This is a genomic window from Streptomyces sp. NPDC059740, assembly GCF_042733155.1.
Lineage (GTDB): Bacteria > Actinomycetota > Actinomycetes > Streptomycetales > Streptomycetaceae > Streptomyces.
This window is the reverse complement of record NZ_JBHWGP010000040.1, coordinates 1-26,130: the sequence shown is the minus strand read 5'-3', so window position 1 is coordinate 26,130 and position 26,130 is coordinate 1. Positions and strand designations below refer to the sequence as shown.

At 73.1% G+C, this 26,130-nt stretch carries 25 protein-coding genes; 16 read left to right on the top strand and 9 right to left on the bottom strand.

Annotated elements, in window-relative coordinates:
* The first annotated feature begins 4 nt into the window (after positions 1-4).
* The 7 genes from ACFV3R_RS29830 (at position 5) to ACFV3R_RS29800 (ending at position 6,576) form a co-directional block, all read left to right on the top strand.
* A complete protein-coding gene (locus tag ACFV3R_RS29830) occupies positions 5-1,213 on the top strand; it encodes a glycosyltransferase (RefSeq protein ID WP_385589673.1) in 1,209 nt (402 codons plus the stop codon).
* The gene (locus ACFV3R_RS29825; RefSeq protein WP_385589621.1) at positions 1,210-1,890 is read left to right on the top strand and encodes an SIS domain-containing protein; all 681 of its coding nucleotides are present in this window, start codon (positions 1,210-1,212) and stop codon (positions 1,888-1,890) included. Before ACFV3R_RS29830 ends, ACFV3R_RS29825 begins: the two co-directional genes overlap by 4 nt.
* Positions 1,887-3,431, top strand: a complete 1,545-nt coding sequence (gene rfaE2, locus ACFV3R_RS29820) for a D-glycero-beta-D-manno-heptose 1-phosphate adenylyltransferase (protein WP_385589619.1) — start codon at positions 1,887-1,889, stop codon at positions 3,429-3,431. Before ACFV3R_RS29825 ends, rfaE2 begins: the two co-directional genes overlap by 4 nt.
* Before the next feature lie 5 nt (positions 3,432-3,436).
* Positions 3,437-4,393: a glycosyltransferase family 9 protein gene (locus tag ACFV3R_RS29815; protein ID WP_385589617.1), complete on the top strand. Its 957-nt coding sequence runs from the start codon at positions 3,437-3,439 to the stop codon at positions 4,391-4,393.
* Positions 4,383-5,243, top strand: coding sequence for a glycosyltransferase family 2 protein (locus ACFV3R_RS29810; protein WP_385589615.1), 861 nt, complete (start codon positions 4,383-4,385; stop codon positions 5,241-5,243). Before ACFV3R_RS29815 ends, ACFV3R_RS29810 begins: the two co-directional genes overlap by 11 nt.
* Positions 5,244-5,250: 7 nt before the next feature.
* Positions 5,251-6,219, top strand: coding sequence for a glycosyltransferase family 2 protein (locus tag ACFV3R_RS29805; RefSeq protein WP_385589613.1), 969 nt, complete (start codon positions 5,251-5,253; stop codon positions 6,217-6,219).
* Between the two features lie 120 nt (positions 6,220-6,339).
* On the top strand, positions 6,340-6,576 hold the full coding sequence (locus ACFV3R_RS29800; RefSeq protein WP_385589611.1) for a DUF6480 family protein: 237 nt from the start codon (positions 6,340-6,342) through the stop codon (positions 6,574-6,576).
* A gap of 240 nt (positions 6,577-6,816) precedes the next feature.
* Here the strand turns inward: ACFV3R_RS29800 and ACFV3R_RS29795 are convergent, their stop codons facing one another.
* The 6 genes from ACFV3R_RS29795 to ACFV3R_RS29770 form a co-directional block, all read right to left on the bottom strand.
* On the bottom strand, positions 6,817-7,710 hold the full coding sequence (locus tag ACFV3R_RS29795) for a DUF5709 domain-containing protein (RefSeq protein WP_385589609.1): 894 nt from the start codon (positions 7,708-7,710) through the stop codon (positions 6,817-6,819).
* Between the two features lie 235 nt (positions 7,711-7,945).
* Positions 7,946-9,586 (bottom strand): cytochrome bc complex cytochrome b subunit, encoded by a 1,641-nt coding sequence (locus tag ACFV3R_RS29790; protein WP_385589607.1) that lies wholly within the window; start codon positions 9,584-9,586, stop codon positions 7,946-7,948.
* 46 nt (positions 9,587-9,632) lie between these two features.
* Positions 9,633-10,022: a cytochrome c oxidase subunit 4 gene (locus ACFV3R_RS29785; RefSeq protein ID WP_385589605.1), complete on the bottom strand. Its 390-nt coding sequence runs from the start codon at positions 10,020-10,022 to the stop codon at positions 9,633-9,635.
* Entirely contained in the window at positions 10,019-11,734 is a 1,716-nt protein-coding gene (gene ctaD, locus ACFV3R_RS29780; protein WP_385589603.1) for a cytochrome c oxidase subunit I, read from the bottom strand. Before ctaD ends, ACFV3R_RS29785 begins: the two co-directional genes overlap by 4 nt.
* 270 nt (positions 11,735-12,004) lie before the next feature.
* The gene (locus tag ACFV3R_RS29775) at positions 12,005-13,084 is read right to left on the bottom strand and encodes an NADH:flavin oxidoreductase/NADH oxidase (RefSeq protein ID WP_385589601.1); all 1,080 of its coding nucleotides are present in this window, start codon (positions 13,082-13,084) and stop codon (positions 12,005-12,007) included.
* 147 nt (positions 13,085-13,231) lie between these two features.
* Positions 13,232-14,116: an SDR family oxidoreductase gene (locus ACFV3R_RS29770; RefSeq protein ID WP_385589599.1), complete on the bottom strand. Its 885-nt coding sequence runs from the start codon at positions 14,114-14,116 to the stop codon at positions 13,232-13,234.
* 740 nt (positions 14,117-14,856) lie between these two features.
* Here ACFV3R_RS29770 and ACFV3R_RS29765 point away from each other — a divergent pair.
* Positions 14,857-15,417, top strand: coding sequence for a transglycosylase SLT domain-containing protein (locus tag ACFV3R_RS29765; protein ID WP_385589597.1), 561 nt, complete (start codon positions 14,857-14,859; stop codon positions 15,415-15,417).
* Positions 15,418-15,585: 168 nt separating this feature from the next.
* Here ACFV3R_RS29765 and ACFV3R_RS29760 read toward each other — a convergent pair whose 3' ends face one another.
* Both ACFV3R_RS29760 and ACFV3R_RS29755 read right to left on the bottom strand, forming a co-directional pair.
* Complete coding sequence (locus ACFV3R_RS29760; RefSeq protein WP_385589595.1) at positions 15,586-16,473, bottom strand: lysozyme; 888 nt, start codon at positions 16,471-16,473, stop codon at positions 15,586-15,588.
* 187 nt (positions 16,474-16,660) lie between these two features.
* Positions 16,661-17,035 carry an SH3 domain-containing protein gene (locus ACFV3R_RS29755; RefSeq protein ID WP_385589593.1) on the bottom strand — a complete coding sequence of 125 codons (375 nt, stop codon included), beginning with the start codon at positions 17,033-17,035 and terminating at the stop codon, positions 16,661-16,663.
* A gap of 735 nt (positions 17,036-17,770) precedes the next feature.
* On the opposite strand from ACFV3R_RS29755, the gene ACFV3R_RS29750 reads away from it, so the two are divergent.
* From ACFV3R_RS29750 to ACFV3R_RS29725, 6 genes are all read left to right on the top strand, one after another.
* Complete coding sequence (locus ACFV3R_RS29750) at positions 17,771-18,178, top strand: YciI family protein (RefSeq protein ID WP_385589591.1); 408 nt, start codon at positions 17,771-17,773, stop codon at positions 18,176-18,178.
* Between the two features lie 8 nt (positions 18,179-18,186).
* The gene (locus ACFV3R_RS29745) at positions 18,187-19,359 is read left to right on the top strand and encodes an RNA polymerase sigma factor (RefSeq protein ID WP_385589671.1); all 1,173 of its coding nucleotides are present in this window, start codon (positions 18,187-18,189) and stop codon (positions 19,357-19,359) included.
* A 359-nt stretch (positions 19,360-19,718) separates the two neighbouring features.
* Positions 19,719-20,909: a glycoside hydrolase family 64 protein gene (locus tag ACFV3R_RS29740; RefSeq protein ID WP_385589589.1), complete on the top strand. Its 1,191-nt coding sequence runs from the start codon at positions 19,719-19,721 to the stop codon at positions 20,907-20,909.
* 220 nt (positions 20,910-21,129) lie between these two features.
* Positions 21,130-21,390: a hypothetical protein gene (locus ACFV3R_RS29735; protein ID WP_385589587.1), complete on the top strand. Its 261-nt coding sequence runs from the start codon at positions 21,130-21,132 to the stop codon at positions 21,388-21,390.
* Positions 21,391-21,417: 27 nt separating this feature from the next.
* Positions 21,418-21,882 carry a hypothetical protein gene (locus ACFV3R_RS29730; protein WP_385589585.1) on the top strand — a complete coding sequence of 155 codons (465 nt, stop codon included), beginning with the start codon at positions 21,418-21,420 and terminating at the stop codon, positions 21,880-21,882.
* 67 nt (positions 21,883-21,949) lie between these two features.
* A complete protein-coding gene (locus ACFV3R_RS29725) occupies positions 21,950-22,501 on the top strand; it encodes a GNAT family N-acetyltransferase (protein WP_385589583.1) in 552 nt (183 codons plus the stop codon).
* A 119-nt stretch (positions 22,502-22,620) separates the two neighbouring features.
* On the opposite strand, the gene ACFV3R_RS29720 is transcribed toward ACFV3R_RS29725, so the two are convergent.
* Entirely contained in the window at positions 22,621-23,418 is a 798-nt protein-coding gene (locus tag ACFV3R_RS29720; RefSeq protein WP_385589581.1) for an alpha/beta fold hydrolase, read from the bottom strand.
* 100 nt (positions 23,419-23,518) lie between these two features.
* On the opposite strand from ACFV3R_RS29720, the gene ACFV3R_RS29715 reads away from it, so the two are divergent.
* A complete protein-coding gene (locus tag ACFV3R_RS29715; RefSeq protein WP_385589579.1) occupies positions 23,519-24,049 on the top strand; it encodes a PadR family transcriptional regulator in 531 nt (176 codons plus the stop codon).
* 423 nt (positions 24,050-24,472) lie between these two features.
* The gene (locus ACFV3R_RS29710; RefSeq protein WP_385589577.1) at positions 24,473-26,083 is read left to right on the top strand and encodes an ABC transporter substrate-binding protein; all 1,611 of its coding nucleotides are present in this window, start codon (positions 24,473-24,475) and stop codon (positions 26,081-26,083) included.
* Positions 26,084-26,130 lie beyond the last annotated feature (47 nt).

Sequence of the window (26,130 nt, the reverse complement as noted above, 5' to 3'; positions counted from 1 at the left end):
CGCGATGGTCTCCGAACACGCCAGCCCCCTGGCCGCACTCGGCGGAGCCGACGCCGGCGGGCAGAACGTCTACGTGGCCGAGCTCTCCGCCCACCTCGCCCGGCGCGGCCACCAGGTCACCGTCTACACCCGCCGCGACGACCCCGAGCTGCCGGAACGGGTCGTCACGGCCGAGGGGTTCGACGTCGTGCACGTCACCGCCGGCCCCGCGGCGCCCCTGCCCAAGGACGAACTCTGGCCCCTCATGCCCGCCTTCGGGGACCGACTGGCCACGCTCTGGGCCCAGCAGCCGCCCGACATCGCCCACGCCCACTTCTGGATGTCGGGCACCGCGGCCCTGCGCGGCGCACAGCACCTGCCCACCGCGGTCGTGCAGACCTACCACGCGCTGGGCACCGTCAAGCGACGCCATCAGGGAACCGAGGACACCAGCCCCGCCGCGCGGGTGGCCACCGAGACCCGCATCGCGCGCGAGAGCGACGCCGTCATCGCCACCTGCTCCGACGAGGTCGCCGAACTCGCCGCCATGGGCGTACCCACCGGCCACGTCACCGTCGTGCCCTGCGGAGTCGACGCCGACCACTTCGCCCCCGTGACCCCCGACGCCTCGACCGGCCCCGCCACCGGCGTGCGCCGCCGCCTGCTCGCCGTCGGCAGACTGGTGCCCCGCAAGGGCTTCGACCGCGCGGTACGGGCCCTCAAACACGTCCCCGACACCGAACTCCTCATCGCCGGCGGCCCCGCCCCGGACCGGCTCCCCGCCGACCCGGAGGCCGTCCGCCTGCTGAAGACAGCCGTCGAGCACGGCGTCGCCGACCGCGTCACCCTGCTCGGCGGCGTCGGCCACCAGGACATGCCCCGCCTGATGTCCGGCGCCGACCTCGTCCTGTCCATCCCCTGGTACGAACCCTTCGGCATCGTCCCGCTGGAGGCCATGGCCTGCCGCACCCCGGTCCTCGCCACCGCCGTCGGCGGCCAGCTCGACACCGTCACCGACGGAGTGACCGGCGTCCTCGTCCCCCCGGGCGACGAGCCGGCACTGGTCCGCGCCCTCACCCAACTGCTCACCGACCCCGACCGGTTGATCCGCCTCGGCGCTGCAGGCCGGCAACGGGTCCTGGAGCGCTACACCTGGGACCGGGTCACCGACGGCGTCACCCGCGTCTACCACCGCCTCGCCGCAGCCCCCACCCCCACGGGAGACCACCGATGACCGCCACCCCACCGGCCCGGCACTGCGAGGACCTGCTGGCGGCCCTCACCACCTTCCGCGACTCCGCAGACCTCGCCGCGCGGTGGGGCGAGCACCTGGCGGCCACCCTCTCCGCCGGCGCCCGGCTGCTGGCCGCCGGCAACGGTGGCAGCGCGGCCCAGGCCCAGCACCTGACCGCCGAACTCGTCGGCCGCTACCGCGAGGACCGGCCGCCCTACTCCGCGATAGCCCTGCACGCCGACACCTCCACCACCACCGCCATCGCCAACGACTACGGGGTCGAAGCGGTCTTCGCCCGCCAGGTCGGCGCCCACGGCCGCCCCGGCGACGTCCTGATGCTCCTGTCCACCAGCGGCGCCTCCGCCAACCTCCTGACCGCGGCGAGCGAGGCCCGCCGCGCGGGCCTGACGGTCTGGGCGCTCACCGGACCCGCCCCCAACCCCCTTCAGGCCGCCGCCGACGAGACGCTGTGCGTCGAGGCCGCCACCTCCGCCACCGTCCAGGAACTGCACCTGGTGGCCGTCCACATGATCTGCGAGTCCTTCGACCAGGCCGTGGCCGCCCGCCGGCAGGCCGCGCGGCTCCCCACCGCCGACACCGCCCCCGCCACCCCCCTCGCCCGCCACCGCCTCGCCCACCTGAGCGAGGACACCGCGCTGAGAAGGGACCAGGCATGAGCAACCCCGCGCCCCTGCTGGTGGTCGGCGACGCACTCCTCGACCACGACATCGACGGCCGCACCGAACGCCTCGCCCCCGACGCCCCCGTGCCCGTGGTCCACGGCGCCCACCGCGCCAGCCGCCCCGGCGGCGCCGCCCTCGCCGCCCACCTCGCCGCCGCCGACGGCCGCGAGGTCACCCTCGTCACCGCCCTCGGCGACGACGAGGCCAGCCACGCCCTGCGCAGCCTGCTGCGGGGCCGCGTCCACCTCGTCGAACTGCCGCTGCGCGGCGCCCTGTCGCAGAAGTCCCGCGTCATGGCCGCCGGCCACCCGCTGCTGCGCATCGACGACGGGGAGGGACACGCGGCCGGCGCCACCGACGAGGCCCGCAACGCGATCCGCGACGCCCGCGCGATCCTGGTGGCCGACTACGGACGCGGCACCGCCGAGGTCCTGCGCCCCGCCCTGGCCCGCGCCGCCGGACGCGTCCCACTGGTCTGGGACCCCCACCCGCGCGGCGCCGCACCCGTGCGCGGCGCCCGCCTGGTCACCCCCTCGGCCGCCGAGGCACGCCACTTCGCCGCGGCACTGCCCGACAACGCGACCCCGCCCCGCGAACCCGTCCGGCTGACCGCGGACGCCCCGGACGAGAACGCCCCCCGGCAGGCGGACGGGGCCGGCCCCGGCGAGGCGCTGCGCACCGCCGCCCGCGATGCCCGGGCCCTCGTCAAGGCCTGGCACGTCACCTCCGTCGCCGTCACCCTCGCCGACCGCGGCGCACTCCTCTCCCACGGCGAGGCCCCGCTGCTGCTGCCCGCACCCTGGCAGGCCGGCGGTGACCCCTGCGGCGCCGGCGACCGCTTCGCCGCCACCGCCGCCGGCCAGCTGGCCGACGGGGCACTGCCGGAGGACACCGTGCAGGCCGCCGTGCACGCCGCCACCCACTACGTGGCCCTGGGCGGCGCCCGCGCGCTCACCGCCGGCCTCGGCCGCGAGGACGGCCCCGCGGCGGACCTCACCGCCACCGACCTCGAACCCGGTGCCTCCGCCGCCGAGGTCGTCGCCCGGGTGAAGGCCGCCGGCGGCACCGTCGTGGCGGCCGGCGGCTGCTTCGACCTGGTCCACGCCGGACACGTCTCCCTCCTCCAAGCGGCCCGCCGCACCGGCGACTGCCTCGTGGTGTGCGTCAACTCCGACGCCTCCGTACGCCGCCGCAAGGGCGAGGGCCGCCCCATCGTGCCCGCCGCCGACCGGGTCCGGGTGCTGCGCGCCCTGGAATGCGTCGACGCCGTCGCAGTCTTCGACGAGGACACCCCCGAACGCCTCCTGGGCGACCTGCGCCCCCACATCTGGGTCAAGGGCGGCGACTACGCACTCGCCGAACTCCCCGAGGCCGCACTCCTGGAGAGCTGGGGCGGCCAGGTCGTCCTGCTGCCCTACCTCGACGGCCGCTCCAGCACCTCCCTGGTAACCCGTGCCACCGCCCACCGCCTCGCGGACACGGGCGAGGATCCCGAACGCCCCGGCGAAGCCCTCACCGCCCGCACCGGCAGGTGACGCCCGTGCCGTCCCGCCCCCGCCTGCTGGTGCTGCGCGCCCTGGGACTCGGCGACCTGCTCGCCGGCGTCCCCGCGCTGCGCGCCCTGCGCCGCGCCCACCCCGGACACACCCTCCACCTGGCCGCCCCCGCCGCCCTGGCCGAGGCGGTGCGGGCCACCGGCGCCGTCGACGTGCTGCTGCCCGCCGCCGCCCCCGCACGCGGCGTCCCCGACCTCGGCCACTGGCCGGGCGACCCGCCCGAACTCGCCGTCGACCTGCACGGCAACGGCCCCGAGAGCCACCGCGCACTCGCCGCGCTGCACCCCGGCCGCCTGTGGTCCTTCGCCCACCCCTCGCCCCCGCCCGGCCACCCCCGCTGGCGCGCCGACGAACACGAACGCGAGCGGTGGTGCCGCTTCCTGCGCGGCCACGGCATCCCCGCAGACCCCCTCGACCTGCGCCTGCCCCCACCCCAGACGCCCTCCCCGCGCCCCGGCGCGATCCTGGTGCACCCCGGCGCCGACGCCGCCGCCCGCCGCTGGCCCGCCGACCGCTACGCCGCCGTCGCCGCCCGGTTGCGCGCCGAGGGCCACCGCGTCGTCCTCACCGGCGGCCCCGGCGAGGAGCCCCTGCTGGCGGGCATCGCGTCGGCAGCCGGCCTGCCCGCCGCCGACCTGTACGCCGGCGGCCTGCCCTTCGGTGAACTCAGCGCCCTCGTGGCCGGCGCCGCCCTCCTGCTCAGCGGCGACACCGGACTCGCCCACCTCGCCGTCGCCCACGGCACGCCCTCGGTGACCCTGTGCGGGCCCGTGGCCCCGAGCCTGTGGGGCCCGCCCCCCGGCCCCCGCCACACCGCCCTCTGGCACCCCGGCCCACCGGGCGACCCGCACGGCACCACCCCCGACCCGCTGCTGCTGCGCCTTTCGGTCGCCGAGGTCCTCGACGCCGTCCAGGGAAAGGTGGCCGCCGGTGCCCACTGACCGCGTCACCGTCGCCCTCATCACCCGCAACCGCCGCCAGGGCCTGCTGCACACCCTGGACCGGCTGGCCGCCCTCCCCGAACGCCCGCCCCTCCTCGTCGTCGACAACGGCTCCCGCGACGGCACCGCCGAAGCCGCCCGGGCCCACCCCGCGCAACCGCGCGTCCTCACCCCCGGCCGCAACCTGGGCGCCCTCGGCCGCAACCTCGCCGTGCGGCACGCCGTGACGCCCTACGTCGCCTTCAGCGACGACGACTCCTGGTGGGCGCCGGGCGCGCTGGAGCGGGCCGCCGACCTCCTGGACCGCCACCCCCGGCTCGGCCTGCTGGCCGCCCGCACCCTGGTCGGCCCGGAACACCACGAGGACCCCCTCAACGCCGTGCTGGCCCACTCGCCGCTGCCCGCCCGTACCGACGCCCCGGGCGTCCCCGTCCTCGGCTTCCTGGCCTGCGCCGCCGTCACCCGCAAGTCGGCGTTCCTGGCGGCCGGCGGCTACCACCGCGTGCTGTTCTTCGGCTGCGAGGAGACCCTGCTCGCCTACGACCTCACCGCCAGCGGCTGGGCCGTCGTCCACGAACCGTCCGTGGTCGCCCACCACCACCCCGAACCCGGCGAGCGGCCCGGCAGACGGGGACTGCAGCACCGCAACGCCGTGCTGACCCACTGGCTGCGCCGCCCCCTGCCCGTGGCGCTGCGCGGGACCGTGGCCCTCGCCGCCGCCGCCCGCCGCGACGCCGAGGCCCGCACCGCACTGTGGGGGACGCTGGCCCGCCTGCCGGCCGCCCTCCGCGACCGCCGCCCGCTGCCCGGTGACGTGGAGCGCGCCGCGTGCGCGCTGGAGAGGGGCTGACCGGACGATGACGCAGGAACCCACCCGCACCCGCCACGACCGGGCGCCCGTGCACAGCCCCCGGGCCACCCGCCCCCCGGCCCCCGACGACCGCACCACGGTGGTCGTCATCACCCGCGACCGCCGCCCCGAACTCCTGCACACCCTGGCGCGGACCGGCGCGCTGCCCGAACGCCCGCCCGTCATCGTCACCGACAACGCCTCCACCGACGGGACACCCGAAGCTGTCGCCGCGGCCCACCCCGAGGTACGGCTGCTGCGCGCCGGTGCCAACCTCGGTGCCGTGGGCCGCAACCTCGCCGTCCGCGAGGTCACCACCCCCTATGTGGCGTTCTGCGACGACGACACCTGGTGGGAGCCCGGGTCGCTGCGCCACGCCGCCGACCTGCTGGACGCCCGGCCGGCGCTGGCCGGCGTCACCGCGCGCATCCTGGTCGAACCCTCGGGTGAGGAGGACCCCGTCGTCGCCGACCTGCGCGACTCGCCGCTGACCGGCCCCGACTGGCTGCCGGGGCCCGCCATCGGCTCCTTCCTGGCCGCCGCGACCGTGCTGCGCGTCGACGCGTTCCGGGCGGCCGGCGGCTTCCACCCGGGGCTGTGGCTGGGCGGCGAGGAGGAACTGCTCGCCACCGACCTCCAGCGCGCCGGCTGGTGGCTGGCCTATGTACCGGAACTGACCATCCACCACGCGGCCTCCACCGTGCGCGACAGCACCGCCCGCCGCGTCACCGGCCTGCGCAACACCCTCTGGTTCACCTGGCTGCGCCGTCCCCTGCCGGCCGCGCTCCGCCGCACCGCCCACCTCGCGCGCACGGTCCCGCACGACCTCCCCTCGCTCCGCGCCTTCGCCCTGGCCGCGGCCGGCCTGCCCTGGGTACTGCGCCGGCGCGACCCCGTACCGCCGGACCTGGAGCGGCGCCTGGCCCTGCTGGAGGCGGCCCAGCGCACCTCCCGGGCCCGCCGCTACGTGGGGTGAGGACGGACGGGACGGCCACCCGCGGACGTCGTGCCGGTGCGCGGGCGGGCACGGGCGGGCACGGGCGGCGCATCCGCACCGAGCAGGTGTGAACCGTCCCCGGCCGTGCACCCGGACCCCATGGACACACCCTCTGGAGCCAACCCCGATCCCGACCCGGACACCTCGCCCGGCCTGGAGCCGGGTGGCGGCGTCCCCCCGGGCAGCACACCGCCGGCCGAGAGCAGCACCTCAGGAGCCGGGCCGGAGGAGCGGCACAACCCCACCAAGGGGTGGCGGCTGTGGCCCCTGGCCGTGCTGTGCGTGGTGATCCTCGCCTGCATCGGCTTCTTCGTCGCCCGCATCGCCGGTCTCTGACCCCGCCGCGCCGCCACTCCGCCGTGCCGCGTCCCCGCCGTGCCGCCTGTCTCCGCACCACTGCTCGCGCTGCCCGCCACCCTGAACCGGCAGCAGAGCCGGGTCACCCCTCGTGGGCGCGGCGGGTGGGCAGGGCTGTGACCAGGCGGCAGCGCGCAGCCGGGGCCCCGCACACCTGATCCCGGTGTGCGGGGCCCCGGCCGCCGCGCAGGCGTCACCCGGCCTCAGGGGCCGGCTGCCTCACGGTCCGCCCGCCTTCTTCTGCCGCCGCACCGCGTCCGGGTCGCCCGAGGCCCCGGGCACCGCCGGGTCGTCCGGCGCGTCGACCTCGACCGGCGGCTGCCACGGGCCGCGCGCCAGCCGCTCCCCGGGCTGCACGCCCTCCACCGGGCCTTCGGCGATCTCCTGCTCCTGCACGTCGTTGCCGGTGGTCGCGGTGGGCGTGGCCTCCTCGCCGGTGGCGGTCTCCCGCAGGGCGCGCTCGGCGCGTTCGGCAGCGTCCGCAGTACCGGCGGAGCCCTGTGCGCCCCGCACCTCCTCGGAGCCGGCCGTGCCGCCCCCGCCGAGATCCTCCCGCACCGCGCCGGTGGCCAGGCCGTCCTCGTCCGGCGTGGTCCGGTCCGCGAGCGCGGACTCGTTCTCCCAGCCGGGTGCCGACCGTGCGTGCGCCCGGTCGGCCGCCAGGGCGCTGTCCTCGTCCGTGACCCGCACCGCGTCCTCCTCCGCGGACACGCCGGAAGCCGGGGACTCCTCGGAGTACACGTCCTGGTTGCGGGGCCGGTCCGGGTCCGGCGGGTCGCTGAGCAGGCCCGCACGCTCCTGGCCCGGCCCGTGCCTCTCGGCGTCCTCGGCGGAGATGTCCGTGTCGTCCCCGGGAACGGTGTCGCCCTCCCCGGGCTCCGGCAGCTCCTCGGTGGGCCGCTCGGGGCGCTCCTGCGCCAGGCGCTGCTCCAGTGAATCCCCCTCGCGGGCCTCGTTGGCCGTGTTGCCCCGGTACTGCGCAACCGTCGGTTCGTCGCCCGGTACCGGCATCCGCTGAGGATCGGACGCCCGCTGCTGCTCCGGCGTGCCCTCCTGCAGGTCGGGGATGCCTTCCGCCTCCGGGTCCTCGGCGGGGTCGTGTGGGTGGGGCATCGTTCCTCCTCTCGTCCGTGGCGCGCTCCGGGGCCGGAACGCCGCGGCGGGCCGGCTCGGGAAGCCGGCCCGGTCGTACGCGCCCGCCCCTTCCCTCGGCCCGGACTCACCGGGTGCCCCGCAACGTCCACGTCATACGCCGCAGGTCGGGGACGGTGCACGTATCCGCACGCAGCCGCGGCGGCGCCGCCCGTAGGCAGGGACGGTCGACGCGAGAAGGCGCCGGCCGCGGAGCTCAGCGTTCCGTGCCGGCCGGGACGGTGGGGTCGGCGGTCACCTGTTCCACGGCACGCCGCTGCGCCGGGGTGACGGGCAGGTCGACGCGGTCCACGAAGTACCAGCGGGCCAGCCGCCCCCGCAGCCGCTCCCGGCGGGTGACGGCCGCAGCGATCGCCTCCCGCGAGGGCGGCTCGGGCAGCCGGCGGGCGAGCAGCAGGGGCACCTCGCGCGCCGGGACGACGGTCCGCCCCTGTGCGTAACCACCCGCCACCGACTGCCGCACCCAGCCGGTCTCCACCCCCTCCTCCCACCGTTCCCGGTCGCTGTCCTGCAGGGCCAGAGCGCAGCGCTTGGTGACCAGGAAGGCCAGCAGCGGGGCGAGGAAGAACAGGGTGCGCAGCGTGTAGGCGACCCCCTCGACCGACAGTGAGAACGTCTTGGCCACCACGTCCTGCGCCCCCGCGACCAGCAGCACCGCGTACCAGGTCAGCGCCGCCACCCCCAGGGCCGTCCGGGTGGGCTGGTTGCGGGGCCGGTCGGCGAGGTGGTGCTCGCCGGTCTCCCCGCTCACCCACCGCTCGAAGAGCGGGTAGGCGTAGAGCGCGAGGAAGAACAGCGTCGGCAGGACGATGCTCGGCAGCAGCGGGTTCCAGTTCACCGTGTGCCCCCACAGCCGGGTCTCCGCTCCCGGCATCAGCCGGATCGCACCCTCCAGAAAGCCCACGTACCAGTCCGGTTGGGCCCCGGTGGAGACCTGGTCGGGCCGGTAGGGCCCGTAGTTCCACACCGGGTTGATCTGGCCCACCGCGCCCAGCACGGCGAGGACCCCGAAGACGAGCAGGAACAGCCCGACGCTCTTCGCCGTGTACTGCGGGAACAGCGCCTTGCCGACGACGTTGCGACCGGTGGCACCCGGCCCCGGGTACTGGGTGTGCTTCAGGTAAAAGACCAGGAAGAGATGGACGGTGAGCAGCGCGATCAACGCCCCCGGGAGCAGCAGGATGTGCACCGGGTACAGACGGGCGACGATGTCGTCACCGGGGAACTGCCCGCCGAAGAGGAAGAAGCTGAGGTAGGTGCCGAGGACGGGGACGGAGAGCACGAAACCCTGCGCGGTCCGCAGCCCCGTGCCGGAGAGCAGGTCGTCGGGGAGGGAGTAGCCGGCGAAGCCCTCCAGCAGCGACAGGACGAACAGTGTCACCCCGATCGTCCAGTTCACCTCCCGCGGCCGGCGGAAGGCGCCGGTGAAGAAGATGCGCAGCAGGTGCAGGCCGATCGCCGAGAGGAACAGCAGCGCCGCCCAGTGGTGGATCTGACGTGCCAGCAGCCCGCCGCGCACCTCGAAGCTGATCTCCAGCGTCGAGCTGAAGGCGTCCGTGACCCGCACACCACGCAGTGGCGCGTACGCCCCCTGGTAGACGGACTCCGTCATGCCGGCCTTGAAGAACAGGGTCAGGTACACCCCGGTCAGCAACAGCACCACGAAGCTGTAGAGCGCCAACTCGCCCAGCAGGAAGGACCAGTGGTCGGGGAAGGCCTTGCGCAGCAGCCGCCCCGCCTGGATCAGCGGCATCCGGCGGTCGAGCACCGTGGTCGCCGTCTCGGTCGCCTGACGGGCCTCGCGCCCGAGCCGGTGCACCCGGCGGGAGGGGGACATCCTCGACTCCTCGTCTCGCGTCACAGGTGGGGGGACCGGGTGGCGCTCACGAGCCCCGGTCGCGGTACTGGAAGACGAAGCCCGCGACTCCGGCGGCCGTCACGCCCACCCCGATCAGGAACAGCCAGCCGCCGATCACGACGCCGGTACCGAGCAGGGCGGTGCCCAGCGCCGCCAGGACCGGGTGGGCACTGCGGGGCGGGAAGAAGTCCAGCGGCCCCGCGCCCTCGACCACCGTCGCGGACGTGTCGTCCTGCAACCGGGGGCCCCGCCGCCAGTACTGCGCCCACAGGAAGAACGCGACCAGCGCGGACATGATCGCCGAGACGATCAGCGCCGCGGTGCCCGCCGGCTCCTGGGACAGCAGCCCGTACGCCGTGGCGACGATCCCGAAGAAGACGGCCACCCCCGTGAAGAGCAGCGCTTCGCCCCTCACAGCTCGTACCTCCCCGTCCGCGGCGTGGAGTGGTGACCGTGCTCCGGGACCGGGTGGGCGGTGCCGGCCTCCACGTGCGGGTGGTGGAGGTCGAAGGCCGGGGACTCGGTGCGGATCCGCGGCAGGGCGTGGAAGTTGTGCCGAGGCGGCGGGCAGCTCGTGGCCCATTCCAGCGAACGCCCGTAGCCCCAGGGGTCGTCCACCCCGACCTTCTCCCCGTGCACCGCGGTGTGCCAGACGTTGTAGAGGAAGGGCAGCGTCGAGAGGCCGAGCAGGAACGCGCCGATGGAGGAGACGGTGTTCAGAGCCGTGAAGCCGTCGGCGGCGAGGTAGTCGGCGTAACGCCGGGGCATGCCGCCCTCGCCGAGCCAGTGCTGCACCAGGAAGGTGGTCTGGAAGCCGACGAAGAGGGTCCAGAAGTGGATCTTCCCCAGGCGTTCGTTGAGCATTTTGCCGGTGAACTTGGGCCACCAGAAGTAGAAGCCGGCGAAGGTGGAGAACACCACGGTGCCGAAGAGCACGTAGTGCAGATGGGCGACGACGAAGTAGGAGTCGGTGAGGTGGAAGTCCAGTGGCGGTGAGGCCAGCAGCACACCCGTCAGCCCGCCCAGCAGGAAGGTGACCAGGAAGCCGAAGGCCCACAGCATCGGCGTCTCGAAGGAGAGGGAGCCGTGCCAGGTGGTGCCGATCCAGTTGAAGAACTTCACGCCGGTCGGCACCGCGATGAGGAAGGACATGACGGAGAAGAAGGGCAGCAGCACCGCGCCGGTGGCGAACATGTGGTGGGCCCACACCGTGGCGGACAGGCCGGTGATGGCGATGGTCGCCCCGATGAGCCCGCGGTAGCCGAAGACCGGTTTGCGGCTGAAGACGGGCAGGATCTCGGTGACGATGCCGAAGAACGGCAGCGCGACGATGTAGACCTCGGGGTGGCCGAAGAACCAGAACAGGTGCTGCCACAGCAGGGCCCCGCCGTTGGCCGGGTCGTAGACGTGCGCCCCGTACTTGCGGTCGGCCTCCAGCGCCAGCAGGGCAGCGGTGAGCACCGGGAAGGCCAGCAGGGACAGGATGGAGGTGAACAGCACGTTCCAGGTGAAGATCGGCATACGGAACAGCGTCATCCCCGGCGCCCGCAGGCAGGTGATGGTCGTGATGAAGTTGACCGAACCCAGGATCGTGCTCAGCCCCGCCACCACCAGCCCCATGGCCCACAGGTCACCGCCGATGCCCGGCGTGTGCTCCGTCCTGTTCAGCGGTGCGTAGGCGAACCAGCCGAAGGACGCGGGCCCCTGCGGGGTGAGGAAGCCGGAGACCACCATGAGGCCGCCGAAGAGGTAGACCCAGTAGGTGAAGGCGTTCAGCCGGGGGAAGGCGACGTCGGGTGCGCCGATCTGCAGCGGCATCACGGCGTTGGCGAAGCCCGTGAACGTCGGGGTGGCGAACAGCAGCATCATCACGGTGCCGTGGATGGTGAACAGCTCGTTGTACTGCTGGTTGCTGACCAGTTGCAGGCCGGGTCGCATGAGCTCGGCGCGCATCGCCATGGCCAGCAGCCCGGCGAAGAGGAAGAAGGCGAAGGCCGTGGTCAGGTACAGGTTGCCGATGACCTTGTGGTCGGTCGTGGTCACCCACCGGGCCAGCGCCGCTCCGTGTCTGACCCGTGCGGCGACGCCGTCCCGCTCCGCCCGCGAGGACTCGTCGACAACCGCCATCTCGTCCTCCCGTCAGGCCCGTCCGCGTGACCCCCGCGGCCGGGGAGGGACGGCGGTGCCCGAGCAACCCCGGTGTGCGTCGCACCGCCTCAGGGAAGCACGGCGACCGCTGCCGGGGCCGGAGCCACGCGGCCCGGGGGAGGTGACTGCGCCGAAGGGCCGAACGGCCAGGACGAGCCGAGGCGCCCTGCGGTACCGGCCTCTCGCAGCGAGCGGGGTCGGCGCACGCTCCGGCCGGGGCCCGGCGTGCCGGCCCCGGCCGGTCAGTGCTCAGACCGAGCGGTGGTACTGGTCCGGGACGTGGACCTCGCCACCCAGCTCACGTGCCGCGCGGCGCGGCCAGGACGGGTCCCGCAGCAGCTCGCGGCCGAGCAGGACGGCGTCGGCCTCCCCGCCCGCCACGATCTTCTCGGCCTGCGCCGGCTCCGTGATCAGGCCCACGGCGGCCACCGGCAGGCCCGTCTCCGCGCGCACCTGCGCGGCGAACGGCACCTGGTAACCGGGCCCCACCGGGATCCGCACCTTCGGGGCGTTACCGCCCGTGGAGACGTCCAGCAGGTCCACCCCGTGCTCCTTGAGCAGCGCCGCCAGCCGGACGGTGTCCGCCGCCTCCCAGCCGCCGGCCTCCAGCCATTCGGTGGCGGAGATGCGGAACAGGAGCGGGAGATCCTGCGGCCACACCTCGCGGACCGCGTCGACGACCTCCAGCGCGAAGCGCGCCCGGTTCTCGAAGGAGCCGCCGTACTCGTCCTCGCGGTGGTTGCTGTGGGGCGAGAGGAACTGGGCTATGAGGTAACCGTGGGCGCCGTGGATCTCGGCCACCTGGAATCCGGCGTCCAGCGCCCGGCGGGCGGCGTCCGCGAACTGCCGGGCGATGGTCCGCAGGTCCTCGACGGTGAGTGCGTCGGGAACCGGGTGGCCCTCGTCGAAGGGGAGAGGGCTCGGTGCCACCGGCTGCCAGCCCCCCTCCGCGGCGGCGAGGGGCGCACCGCCCCGCCACGGCCGGTCGGTGGACGCCTTCCGTCCGGCATGACCGAGCTGGATTCCCGGCACGGTCTGCTGGCTCTTGAGGAAGTCGGTGATGCGCCGGAACGCCGCCACCTGGGTGTCGTTCCATATCCCGAGGTCCGCGGGGCTGATGCGCCCCTCGGGGCTCACGGCGGTGGCCTCGACGAGCACCAGCCCCGCGCCGCCGGTGGCGCGGGCCGCGTAGTGGGTGAAGTGCCAGTCGTTGGGTGCTCCCACGAGGTCACCCGTGACGTCCGCGCTGTACTGGCACATGGGAGCCATCCAGACACGGTTGGGAATGGTCAGCGAACGCAGTCGGTAGGGCTCGAACAGGGCGGTCATGGCAGGCTGGATCCTCAGGTGTGTCGAGGGTGCGGCGGGCCGCCGCCGCAGCTCGCCACCACGGCCCGCTCAGTACGGGTTTTATCGTACTTCCCTGGAGCTGGGGACTTGCCTGCCGGGGGAGAGGTGCTGGCGGTGGCGCCCGCTTCAGCGCCCGGAGTCCGCGGCTCGGTCGGCCCGGCCGCCCGCTCCCAGCAGCCCGGTCGCCGCGAAGTCGCCTCCGGCCTCCAGGCGGGCCAGCTCGTGGCGGGAGACCCGGACGACGACCGCGGGCAACGCCGCCCGCGTCGCCTGCACGACGCGGAGCCACGAGGGGACGTACACCGTGGTGGAGCGGCGTTCCAGGGCCTTCGCCATGCGCCTGGCGACGGTCTCGACCGAGTAGACCCTGCGTGCCGGGGGCGGCATGTGGCCCCGCAGCTCCCGCAGCACCGCGTGCTGGTCGGCGTCTCGGATCATGTCCGTGTCGGTCCAGTTCAGGTACGCGATCCCCACGGTGAGGTGGCGGTGCGCGTACTCGGCTCGCAGCGCCTGGGCGAAGGCCTCCACGCCTGCCTTCGACGCGCAGTACGCGCTCATCATGGGGGCTGCGCCGAACGAGGCCAGCGAGGCCACCTGGAGGAAATGGCCCCTGGTGTCCAGGAGGTGGGGAAGGAAGGCCCGGGCGGTGACGGCGCTGCCCACGAGGTTGACCTCCACCACGCGGCGCCAGGTGTCCGGGTCCGTCTCCAGGAACGGTCCGCCCTCGGCGACCCCGGCGTTCGCCACGACCACGGAGGGCGGGCCCATGCGGTCGCCGACCTCGGCCGCGACCGCGGCCATGGCGTCGTCGTCACTGACGTCGACCTCCCAGCACAGCGCCCGGGTGGGCACCGAACCGGCGACCTGCTCCAGCCCGTCGCGCTCCCGTCCCAGCAGGGCGAGCCGCACCCCGCGCTGTGACAACTCCCGCGCCAACGCCGCCCCCACCCCCCGGGCGGCCCCGGTGACGACAGCCGTACGGCCTTGCAGAGGGTGTCTGGTGCTCGCCACCGCGTACTCCCAGCGTGAGAAGGGTGAGCCGGACGAAGGTCTCCCCGTGTCGTCCGGGGCCGGTCTGGTGGAAAGGCGCCGCGGAGTTCCGCCGGACGGCGCCCCCAGCCCTGGGGCGCCGGCCTCGACCCACGGAGACCTGGGCCCCCGGCGCCGACTCGACCGCACCACCGTCTGACCGAAAAGCCCGTTCCGTGCGGATTCTAGGTGGGCGAGTGACCGGTGTGCCCCGGGGGCGGCCTGGGGGGCATGTCGCTCACCCGAACGTCCCTCGGTGCAAGGGGGGCGGGCTTGCGGGATGCGGCCGCGCGGTGCCGGCGCGCACTCCTGGACCCTGCTGACTGTGGCAGGCCCCGCACAGCACAGCACCCTCCGTCACAAGAACGCCGTCCACCTCGGAAGTCGCGCCCTCTCCCTGTGGCTCCGGGCACAGGGGCCACCTCACACCGGACGCCAGGTCGTAGCCGGCCGGCGGCGTCCTTGCTGGTCAGCATCGGTCGGCAGCGAGGGGCAGCGCATGCCTCCTACGCGCTTTCGTAGGTCACAGGTTGGCGCCGGTGGGGAGCCGGTTCCCAGGGTGGTGGACGTACCGGGGAGCCGAGCGCCGGACACGGGCGGAACCTTCCGCCCGAGCCTGACACCGGCCCCATGACGCGCCAGCCGCGTCGAGCAGCATCTGCGGGTGCTGCCGCCGACAGCCTGTCGGCCTCCCCACGATGTCCCCCGTAGAGAGGTACGCCATGACTGCCACCACCACCGCCACCCGTTTCCGCAAGTACACCGTCGCCGGTATCGCCACTGCCGGTGCCGCCGCTGCCGCCGCGACTCTGGCGCCGACTCCGGCGCATGCTGCTCCGGTGCACGAGGCCAAGCCCGCGGCTGTCTCCGTCGCCCACGGCAAGAAGGCGGACGCGAAGGACGCGCAGGCCAAGGAGGCGGCGAAGGTCGCCAAGCTGGTCGAGCAGGGCAAGAAGAAGCACGGCGACGACCTGGACGGCTGGATCCGCACGGCGCTGGACGTGATGCACTACGAGCACATCCCCGGCTCCTACCAGGGCATCCACAAGAACATCATCCGTGAGTCCGGCGGGAACCCGACCGCGCAGAACAACTGGGACATCAACGCTCAGAAGGGCGTGCCGTCCAAGGGTCTGCTCCAGGTGATCCAGCCGACCTTCGACACCTACCACGTCAAGGGCACCAAGGACTCGCTGACCGACCCGGTGGCCAACATCGTGGCTGCGTGCAACTACGCCGCTGACCGGTACGGCTCGATGGACCACGTCGACTCCGCCTACTGATCGGGCGGGACGCCACAGTCCGCTCGGGCTCCGGGGACAGCCGTTCCCCGGTCGGGGGCGGCGGGGCCCGGGTCACCGGTGAGGGCCGGGTGGGATCACACGATCCCACCCGGCCCTCACCCCTGTCTGCGCCGTGTCCGACCGCGGACGGGGCCGGAGGTGCCGACCTCAGCCGTTGGCGAGGGCCCGGACGTCCTTCAGCCCACCGTTGAAGCGGTTGTGGTCGCCGACGGTGGGCCCCTGTGAGGTGTACTGCCAGATGGTGTGGCGCTTCCACCCTGCGGGCAGGGCTCCGACCGAGGAGCCGTAGCGGGGGATCCACAGCGGGTTGGTGTCGGCGAACCCCGGGTCGTCGTCCGTGCACGACTGCCACCAGTTGGCGGAGGTGTAGATGACGACGTCGCGGCCCGTCCGTTCCCGGTAGGTGTCGGAGAAGTCGCGGATCCACTCGACCATCTCGTCGGCGCTCAGGCCGTAGCAGGTCTCGCCGTAGGGGTTGTACTCCATGTCCAGAGCCCCGGGCAGTGTCTTCCCGTCCTTGCTCCAGCCGCCACCGTGCGCCAGGAAGTACCGGGCCTGGGTCGCGCCGTCGGAAGTGTCAGGGGTGGCGAAGTGGTAGGCGCCCCTGATGACCCCCGCCCGGTAGGAGCCGTTGTACTGAGAGGTGAACGACGGGCTGGTGTAGGACGTGGCCTCGGTCGCCTTCACGTAGGCGAACCTGACCCCGGAGCGGCGCAGGGCCTTCCAGTCGACGTCCCCCTGGAACGAGCTGACATCCACGCCCTCGGTGCCGCCGGCCGCGGTGGGTACCACCGTGCCCCGCTGACCGCCCTCGTGCCTGCGGATCTGGGAGCCGGCGTAGTCGTCTTCCGGGTGCGCGGGCTGCACGGCCGCAGCGGCCCCGCCGTCGCCGGTCGCGGTCCGTTCGCCGGCGTGAGCGGCGCCGGGCGGAAGGGCTGTCAGGGCAAGCAGCGCCGCGGGGACCGTCACGGCCGAGAAGGCACGTCCGCGGAAAACGCCGGCGTGTCGAGTGTGGGGAATTCCTTTGAGCGGCATGGACCTTCTCCAGGAACGCGGGAAAAACCCGGCGTAGGCGGTCATCGGCGTTTCTGCGCACGTCTTGCCGCCGGCACGTCACGACATCGGGACGGCCGGCGGCAGGGCGTGTTCGACGAGAAGGCGGAGACCCTGACCGAAGGGGAAGCCGAAATCAGGGGCTCAGCGTTCCGTCAGCGACGCGAATTCAGTCGGTGAGGTGCCGGTGGTCGCAGTACTTCGGGATGGGGCCGATGTTCTTGACGTACTTCGCGGAGACGAAGTTCCCCTTGGGGGTCTTGTACCAGAAGGGGTTGCCCAGGATGTTCTGGCCCCGCACCTTGCAGACGATGCGGATGAGGGAGCCCTTGTCGTACGAGCCGACGACCCGGAAGCGCTGGCTCGGACCGGTGCGGACCAGCAGGCCCGTCCTGGCGGTGACGCGACCCTTGAAGAAGTGGCCGTGGCCGTGGCCGTGGTCGTTGCCCGCTTCCGCGGCGAGGGCGGGGCCGGCCGCCACCGTGGTGGTCATTGCGCCGGCGGCCAGTGCCACGGCGATCTTGGTCTTGGACATGGGGAACACGCGTTTGCCTCCATGAAAGGTCACAGACCGGGATGGGTGATTGCCGGAAAGGGGGCTCCTCGTGCACCGGTGGGAGGGTACGCGTGCGACACGCCTCTTACATGAGTCGCCGTCACGCGGCCCGCAAGTGTGGAACCTTCGGCCCGGCGAGAGTCAACTTAGAACAGTGACCGCACCTGCACAATTCGCCACCAAGTCATATGAGCCGAATGGCGTCCTCTCCCTTTCCGAGCCGGCGGACGCCGCAGCGGGACCGTTGGAGCGATGTGGTGAATGTGGCGCTCCGGTCCCGGGCAACCGCGCCCCGGTGTCGAGTCCCGAGTCGTCCCGGGCCCTTCCGGCTTTCCATCCTTCTGCTCGGCTGCCGGAGAATTCCGCCGTGCGGACCGGAGCGGGGTGGGCGACGCCCTCGCGGGCGGGCGGCGGTGAGCTGCCGTACATCACCCTTCCGTGAGAGCCCGCCCGCCCGCGGCCCACCGTCTTCGGCGGGATGGCGCGCCCGGTGAGCGGCCTCCCGGGAGAGCGGGCACGGCGCCCGGGGCACCTCGGAACGCTGCGCCCCCGCCACCCGCGCGCCGCGCCGCGGGCCCCGGGCGTCACGCGACGGCTCGTCCGGGCCTGTCCGCGGAACCCATGGAAAAAAATCCCGGCGACGATGTCGAGAATCCCCGGCGGGCTCCGTCCCCGGGGTGAAGGTGACCACAATGGGTCGCACCAGCACCGAGGAGAGACACGATGGCCAAGTACCTGCTGCTCAAGCACTACCGCGGCGCTCCCGCTCCGGTCAACGACGTGCCCATGGACCAGTGGACGCCCCAGGAGATCTCGGCGCACATGCAGTACATGCAGGATTTCGCGGCCCGGCTCCAGGAGACCGGTGAGTTCGTCGACAGCCAGGCGCTCGCCCCCGGAGGTACCTTCGTGCGCTATGACGGAGAGGGGCGCCCGCCGGTCACCGACGGCCCGTTCGCCGAGACCAAGGACCTCATCGCCGGCTGGATGGTGATCGACGTCGACAGCCACGAGCGTGCCGTCGAACTGGCCGGGGAATTGTCGGCCGCCCCGGGGGCGGGCGGGAAGCCGATTCACGAGTGGCTCGAGTTGCGTCCGTTCCTGGCCGCGCCGCCCACCGTCACGGAGTGACCTCGCCGATGGACGAGGCCCTGCTCCGGAGCCTCACACCGAGCGTGCTCGCCGTCCTCGTCCGCCGCGGAGCCGACTTCGCGGCGGCCGAGGACGCCGTGCAGGACGCGCTGGTCGAGGCGGTCCGCGTCTGGGGTACCGGCGCCGCCCGGGGTTCCTCGCACGACGGCCCCGTGCGGGACCCGAAGGGCTGGCTGGTCACCGTGGCCTGGCGCCGGTTCCTGGACGCGACCAGGGCGGACACGGCCCGACGCCGACGCGAGGACCTCGTCGGCCAGGAGCCGGCACCCGGCCCGGCTGCCGGGGTGGACGACACGCTCCAGCTCTACTTCCTGTGCGCCCACCCGTCACTGACGCCGTCGTCCGCGGCCGCCCTCACGCTGCGCGCGGTCGGCGGGCTCACCACCCGCCAGATCGCCGGGGCCTACCTGGTGCCCGAGGCGACCATGGCGCAGCGCATCAGCCGGGCCAAGCGCGCCGTCTCCCGGGTGCGGCTCGACCAGCCCGGCGACGTCGCCACCGTGCTGCGCGTCCTCTACCTGGTCTTCAACGAGGGCTACTCCGGCGACGTCGACCTCGCTGCCGAGGCCATCCGGCTCACCCGGCAGCTCGCTGCCGTCATCGAGCACCCCGAGGTGAGGGGGCTGCTCGCCCTCATGCTGCTTCACCACGCCCGGCGCGCCACCCGGACCGCGGCGGACGGCAGCCTGGTGCCGCTCGCCGAGCAGGACCGCAGCCGGTGGGACACCGCGTCGATCGCCGAGGGCATCGAGATCCTGCAGGCGGCCCTCGCCTGTGACAGACTCGGCGAGTTCCAGGCCCAGGCCGCCGTCGCAGCACTTCACGCCGACGCGCCCACCGCCGAGGAGACCGACTGGGTCCAGATCGTCGAGTGGTACGACGAACTCGTACGCCTGACCGACAACCCGGTCGTGCGGCTGAACCGTGCGGTGGCCGTGGGCGAGGCCGACGGGCCGCGCGCCGGGCTGGCGGCGCTCGCGGCACTGCACGACTCGCTGCCCCGTCACACTGCGGTGGTGGCCTACCTCCACGAGCGCGACGGCGACCTGGCGACGGCAGCGCGGCTGTACGCCGAGGCGGCAGGTAAGGCACCCAACCTCGCCGAGCGCGACCACCTGACGCGCCAGGCCGCCCGACTCAACGTCGGCCGGCGTCACTGAGGGGAGCCACACGGCTCCCACGGGTTCCCGGCGGCCGATGTGCCCGCCTCACCGCGAGCGGGCAGGACGAGGCCGGCCGCCGCAGGGAGGAATCGGGAGGCACCGGCAGCGTGCGGAGAACAGCCGGTGCGCGGCCTCTGCCCGATGCGTAGCGCCAACGCCACGTCCGGCGGGCGCAGTTCGACGCGTCGGTGCTCGGGCGCGTCGGCGGGCAGCCTCGGGCGGTGCCCGCTCTCTGCGGGAAGTCGCCTGCGGGGGCACCGCTTTTAGTCTGGACCATTGACAGCAGGTCCGTACGCCCCGACGCTGAGAGCCCTCTGCGATCGCCTTTCCATCCTCCGCCCCCACGGGAGACGTACGTGCCGAAACTCCGTCTCACACTGGCCGCCGCACCGGCAGCCGTCGCCCTGCTGGCAGGACTCTGTGCCGCGGAGGGCACCGCGGATGCCGCGGTGCCCGCCACGATCCCGCTGACGGTCACGAACAACTCCGGCCGGTCGGGCCCGGTCTACATCTACGACATCGGCACCGACCTGGCCAGCGGCAAACAGGGTTATGCGGACGCCTCAGGCGCGTTCCACGCCTGGCCGGCGGGCGGCAACCCGCCCACCCCGGCACCCGACGCGGCCATCACCGGCCCCGCCCCGGGGCAGTCCACCACGCTGCGGCTGCCGAAGTTCTCCGGCCGGGTCTACTTCTCCTACGGCCAGAAGCTCGTCTTCAAGCTGACCACCGGGGGACTGGTCCAACCCGCCGTCCAGAACCCGTCCGACCCCAACCACGACATCCTCTTCAACTGGTCGGAGTACACGCTCAACGACGCCGGCCTGTGGATCAACAGCACCCAGGTCGACATGTTCTCCGCCCCGTACGCCGTGGGTGTCAAACGGGCCGACGGCACCACGGCGACCACCGGACACCTCAAGCCCGGCGGTTACCAGGGTGTGCTCAACACCCTGCGCAACCAGTCGGGTGGCTGGGGCGGCCTCATCCAGACCCGCTCCGACGGCACGGTGCTCCGCGCCCTGGCCCCCGGCCACGGCATCGAGGCGGGGGCGCTGCCGGCCTCCGCGATGGACGACTACGTCAACCGGGTGTGGCAGAAGTACAGTTCGTCCACGCTCACGGTCACGCCCTTCGCCGACCAGCCGTCGACCAAGTACTTCGGCCGGGTCTCGGGCAACGTCATGAACTTCACCGACAGCTCCGGCGCCGTGGTGACCAGCTTCCAGAAGCCCGACTCCGACAGCATCTTCGGCTGCTACAAGCTGCTGGACGCCCCCAACGACCTGGTGCGCGGCCCCATATCCCGGACCCTGTGCGCCGGTTACAACCGCACCACCCTGCTGACCAACCCGAACCAGCCGGACGGTGACGCGGGCGCCTTCTACCAGGACGGCGTGACCAACCGCTACGCCGCCGCGATCCACTCCGAGATGGCGGATGCCAAGGCGTACGCGTTTGCCTTTGACGACGTGGGCAACCACGAGTCGCTGGTGCACGACGACTCCCCGCAGGGCGCCTCCCTGACCCTCGACCCCTTCAACTGACCGCCGGCCCGCCGCGCGTCACCCGTGGCCGCCGCCCGAACCGGCGGCGGCCACCGCACGTCCGGGGCCGCTCACCCCTGCGCCCGGTGGCAGGCCACCGCCCGTGTCGAGGCGGGAAGCCGGGCCGCGCCGGCCCCCGGCCCACCGGGTGCGCGGGCGGCGAGAACGGCTGAAGGCCTCCGGCCCCCTTGGGAGAGGGCCCGCCGGGTACACGGCGGACATGGCTACCCACAGGCTGACATCTCCGGTCACCGAACGCCGAGTTGCGGCGCTCCGGTGGCAATTGTGGCTGTACCTGGCGGCAGCGGCGGTGATGCTCGCCGTCTTCCTCGTCCTCGTGCAGGGCGGGGGCGCCGGTGACCTGCGCGGCTGGCTCAGCGTGATCGCCGTCGTCTGGCTCGTCCTCGCGGCGGCCGGGGACGCGGTGCGCCTGCGCCACCACCGACGCCTGCTCAACTCGCGCTCCCACCCCCTCTCGTAGGGGCGGTGCCCTCCGTAGACTGCTGCCGTGGACTGGGGATCGCTGGCGAGTACGGGGGCGGGCGCAGTGATCGGAGTGGTCGCCACACTGGCGGCGGACTGGTCGCGGGCGCGCCGCAGCCGTCGCGAGAACGACCAGGCGGTACGGCGGGAGCTCTACGGCGACTACCTCGCAGCCCTCGCGCGCACCCGCAACCACCTGCGGATAGCAGCCCGTTCCGCGCAGACGCCCGGGGCGGAACGCGCGCGGCAGGCGGTCGAGGCGTTCCGCGACGGCAACGCCTACGAACTGCGCTACCAGTTGGCCGTCGTGGCGCCGGAGGAGGTGGTCCGGGCCTCCACGGCAGCGTTCCGTGCGCTGAGGGACCTGCGGGACACGGTCGAGGACGGCGCTCTCCACACCGAGCCCCGCTACACGGCGCTACGCGACTGCTGGGAGGACAGGCTCGCCGAGCTGCGCGCAGTGATGCGGCGAGACGTTCGCGGGGCCTGAGAGGCTCGCCCCCTCGGAACGCAGACCCGGCCGTGCGGGCGAGCGCTGCCCGGGGGAACATACGCCCATGAGCGCATCGTTGACCGTGCCGGAACTGCCGGCCGGGCCGTCCCTGCGGTTGCGGCCCTGGCGGACAGCGGACGCGGGCCTGGTGGAGGACGCGTCCACCGACCCTTACATACCGACGATCACCACGGTGCCCGCGGTGTACTCGCCCGCGGCGGGGCAGGCCTTCGTCGAACGTCAGTGGGGGAGGGCGTCGAGCGGGCGAGGCTACCCGTTCGTGGTCGCACGGGCCTCGGACGACCACCCGGTGGGCTTCGTCGGGCTGTGGCGAGACGCCCCGGAGGAGGGGCGCGCCTCACTCGGCTACTGGGTGGCGCCCTCCGCACGTGGCCAGGGGGTGGCGGCAGCGGCACTGCGCGCCGTTTCCCGGTGGGCCCTGCGGGAAACCGGTGACCTCCACCGCCTGGAGCTGTACATCGAGCCCTGGAACACCGCTTCGTGGCACACCGCGGAGAAGGTGGGCTACCGGCGCGAGGGACTGCTGCGCGCCTACCAGGTGGTCGCGGGAACCCGCCGTGACATGCTCCTCTACTCGCTGCTGCGCGGCGACTGACGGCCCGCAGCCGCGCCGCGGGAAGAGCCGGCGTCACCGACCGGGCGGCCGGCGGCTTTCACCCACCGGTCCAGGGCGTCCCCCCGGGGCCGGCGGGGGCGGGAAAGGTCCCGCAGCCCTCACACCCTCGCTGCGACCGAACGGTCCAAAAACTCCTTTGTTGCCGCACCGAGTTCGGCGGTGTGGGTCAGGTAGAAGTCGTGGTGCCCGTCCACCGTCAGCACTTCCGTGCCGGGCCGGCGGCGCACCATCTCCGCGGCGTGTTCGGGCGACACCACCGGGCTGCGGCTTCCGCGCACCACCAGCAGAGGCTGCCTGACGGCGGTGAAGTCCTCCCACCAGTCACCCCGGACGGCGGCCTTGGCGGCATGGACCTCTTCCTCGCGCCACAGGAAGCGCCAGCCCTCCGCGTCCTCCACCACGCTCTCCAGGAAATGCCGCGGCGCGTCCGCGAAGCCCAGCGCCGCCCGCACGGCCCCCAGGCTGGGGAAGTGTGCCGGCAAGCCGCGCACCTCGTCGTCGACGACAGGAGCGTGGTACTCCGCCGGGAAGTCCAGCACGACCACGGCCGAGACCAGCTCGGGCCGGTGGGCGGCCAGTTGGTAGCCGGTGATGCCACCCAGCGAATGGCCGACCACGGCGACCGGGCCCAGCCCCAGGTGGGTGACGAGCGCGGCGGCGTCGCCCGTGAAAGCCGCCCGGCCGTAGTCGGCGGGATGGTCGGAGAGGCCGTGGCCGCGCTGGTCGAGCGTGATCAGCCGGTAGCCGGGGCCCAGGTGGCCGGCGAGTCCGAGCAGCGAACGGCCCCGGCCGTACGCGCCGTGCAGAGCGAGAACCGGGACGCCGTCGCCACCCAGGTCGATGTAGGCGAGCCGGACGCCGTCGGGAGTGCGGAAGTACTGCGTGCAGGAAGTCATCACGCGTTTAACTCTAACAGAGTGCACTCGATTAGAGGTAGGAATGGGCGGTGGCTACGCTGGCAGTCGCCACCACCACGAAAGCGATCACGGAGGCCCGGTGCTCACCCTCTGCATCCTCGGGTTCCTCAACGAGGAACCGCTGCACGCCTACGACCTCCGCGCTCGCATCTCCGGTCTCAGCGGGCACGTCCGGCCCGTCAGTGACGGCGCCCTGTATCCCGCCGTCAAGCGACTGGAGGCTGCCGGCCACCTCACGCGCCACACCGAGCCGGGCGAACGGGCCACGCCGCGCCAGGTCCTCACCCTCACCGAGTCCGGCCGCGCCGAGCTGATGCGCCGGCTCCGCGAGCCCGCCGACACCGAGATCACCGACCGCAACTCCTTCTTCGTGCTGCTCGCCTTCCTCGGGCAGCTGCCCGACCCCGCGGACCAGGCCGGAGTGCTGCGCCGCCGCCTGGCCTTCATGGACGAGCCCGGCAGCTACTTCTACGACGAGGGCCGTCCGCTGCGCGCCCGGGAGATGAGTGACCGCTTCCGGCGCGGCATGCTCCAGCTCGCGGGCGCCACCAGCAAGGCCGACCGGGCCTGGCTCCACCGCACGATCGCGGAGCTGGAAGATCACGCCTGATGCCACCGGGGGGCGGTGGGCGGACCCGCCGGCCGATGGCGGGCCGCCCCGGCCTCCCCTGTCCCGCACTGCCTTCCAGCCGGGGGCCGGGGGCCGTGAACGGAAGGCGGCAGGTGCGCCGCCACCACTGCGCACGCCGGCCATCCGGCCCCACCGGATCTTCACGCCGGCGCCCCCGCCGGGAACACGAAAAGCGGGCGAAGTAGAACTATCCCGGTTGATGGGTCATAAGGGTCCTTTGGGTGGAAGGGCGAGCAAGAGGGTTGGTTACCGCGAAAGCCGCTTATGCGGACGGTCGTGCGTTTTCCGGCGGCCTCACCCGCCCTGATCGCGCCCCGTGCTGCCCTGCCTCTGGCGGACTGTGGAATTCCGGTTAACCTCGTCGTGAGTACTGCATGCACGCTGCTTTAGGAATCCCCCACGATGAACTGCAAGCCCCTGGTGCTGCCAGCTGTGGCCGGTCTGCTCGTACCCGTCCTCTCCGCTTGCGGCGCAGGGAGTGACACGGCCGACAGCGACGACCCGATCGTGGTCGGAACCACCGACCAGATCAGCGCCACCGGGACGGCGCCGGCCCCGCTCGACCCGGCGCAGGCCTACGAGGTCAGCCAGTGGAACATGCTGCGCAGCACCCTGCAGACCCTGCTGCGCATGCCCCGCTCGGGTTCCACCCCGCAACCGGAGGCCGCGCAGTACTGCGGCTTCAGCGACACCGCGAACGAGCAGTACCGCTGCACCCTCCGCGACGGGCTGACCTTCTCCAACGGCGACCCGCTCACCTCGCGCGACGTGAAGTACTCCGTCGAGCGCGTGGCCAGGATCAACTACGCCAACGGTCCCAAGTCGCTGCTGGACAACGTGGAGGCGATGGACACCCCCGACGCCCGGCACATCGTCTTCCACCTCAAGCGGCCCGACGCGACGTTCCCGCTGAAGCTCTCCACACCCGCGGCGGCCATCGTCGACCACCAGGTCTACCCGGCCGACAAGTTCCTCAACGGCTACGACGTCGTCGGTTCCGGGCCGTACACCCTGAAGACCACGACTCGCAACGGCACGCTCACCGGGGCCACCTTCGTCCGCAACCCGGACTACAAGGGCGGGCTTAAGCCCAAGAACTCCTCGGTGCAGATGAAGTTCTACGACACCTCCAGCCAGATGGAGAGCGCGCTGCGCAAGGGCGACATCGACGTCACCAACCGCGTCCTCACCCCGGAGCAGGTCCAGAAGCTCCAGGCCGACGGCGAGGACAGCGGTATCACCGTGCAGGAGGCGCCCGGCCAGGAGATCCGCTACCTGGCCTTCGACACGGACGCCGCGCCGGTGTCGAAGAAGGCCGTCCGGCAGGCGATGTCTCAGGTCATCAACCGGGGCGCCCTGGTGGACCACGTCTACCACAACACCGACGACCCGCTGTACTCCCTGGTCCCCAAGGGGGTGAACGGGCACGCCAACTCCTTCTTCAGCAAGTACGGCTCACCCGACCCCGACGCGGCCCGCAAGACCCTGCGCGACGCCCACATCGACACACCGGTGAAGCTGACCCTCACCTACACCACCCGCCACTACGGCCTCTCCACTGCCAGGGAGTTCGCGGAACTCAAGAAGCAGCTCAACGGGACCGGCCTGTTCCGGGTGCGCACCCAGGCGGTGGACGACTGGCAGAAGTTCCGGTCGGACGAGTCCAAGGGGAAGTACGCCGTCTACGGCATGGGGTGGTTCCCCGATTTCCCCGACGCGGACAACTACCTCGCGCCCTTCTTCGGCAAGAACAACTTCCTCGGCTCGCCGTACCGCAACCAGCGGATCGAGTCCGAGCTGATCCCCGCCTCGCGGCAGAAGAGCAACCGCTACACGGCAGGAGAGAGCCTCAAGGAGGTCCAGGACATCGTCGCGGACGACGTCCCGGTGCTGCCTCTGTGGCAGGGCAAGCAGTACATCGCTGCCCGTGACGACATCACGGGCGCGGAGTGGGCCCTCAACTCCTCCTCCGCACTGCAGATCTGGGAACTCGGCCGAGGCGTGGGGAGCTGACCGGCCCCCCGCCACCGCCCGGAACGGCTGACGCCCCGCCGCAGCGG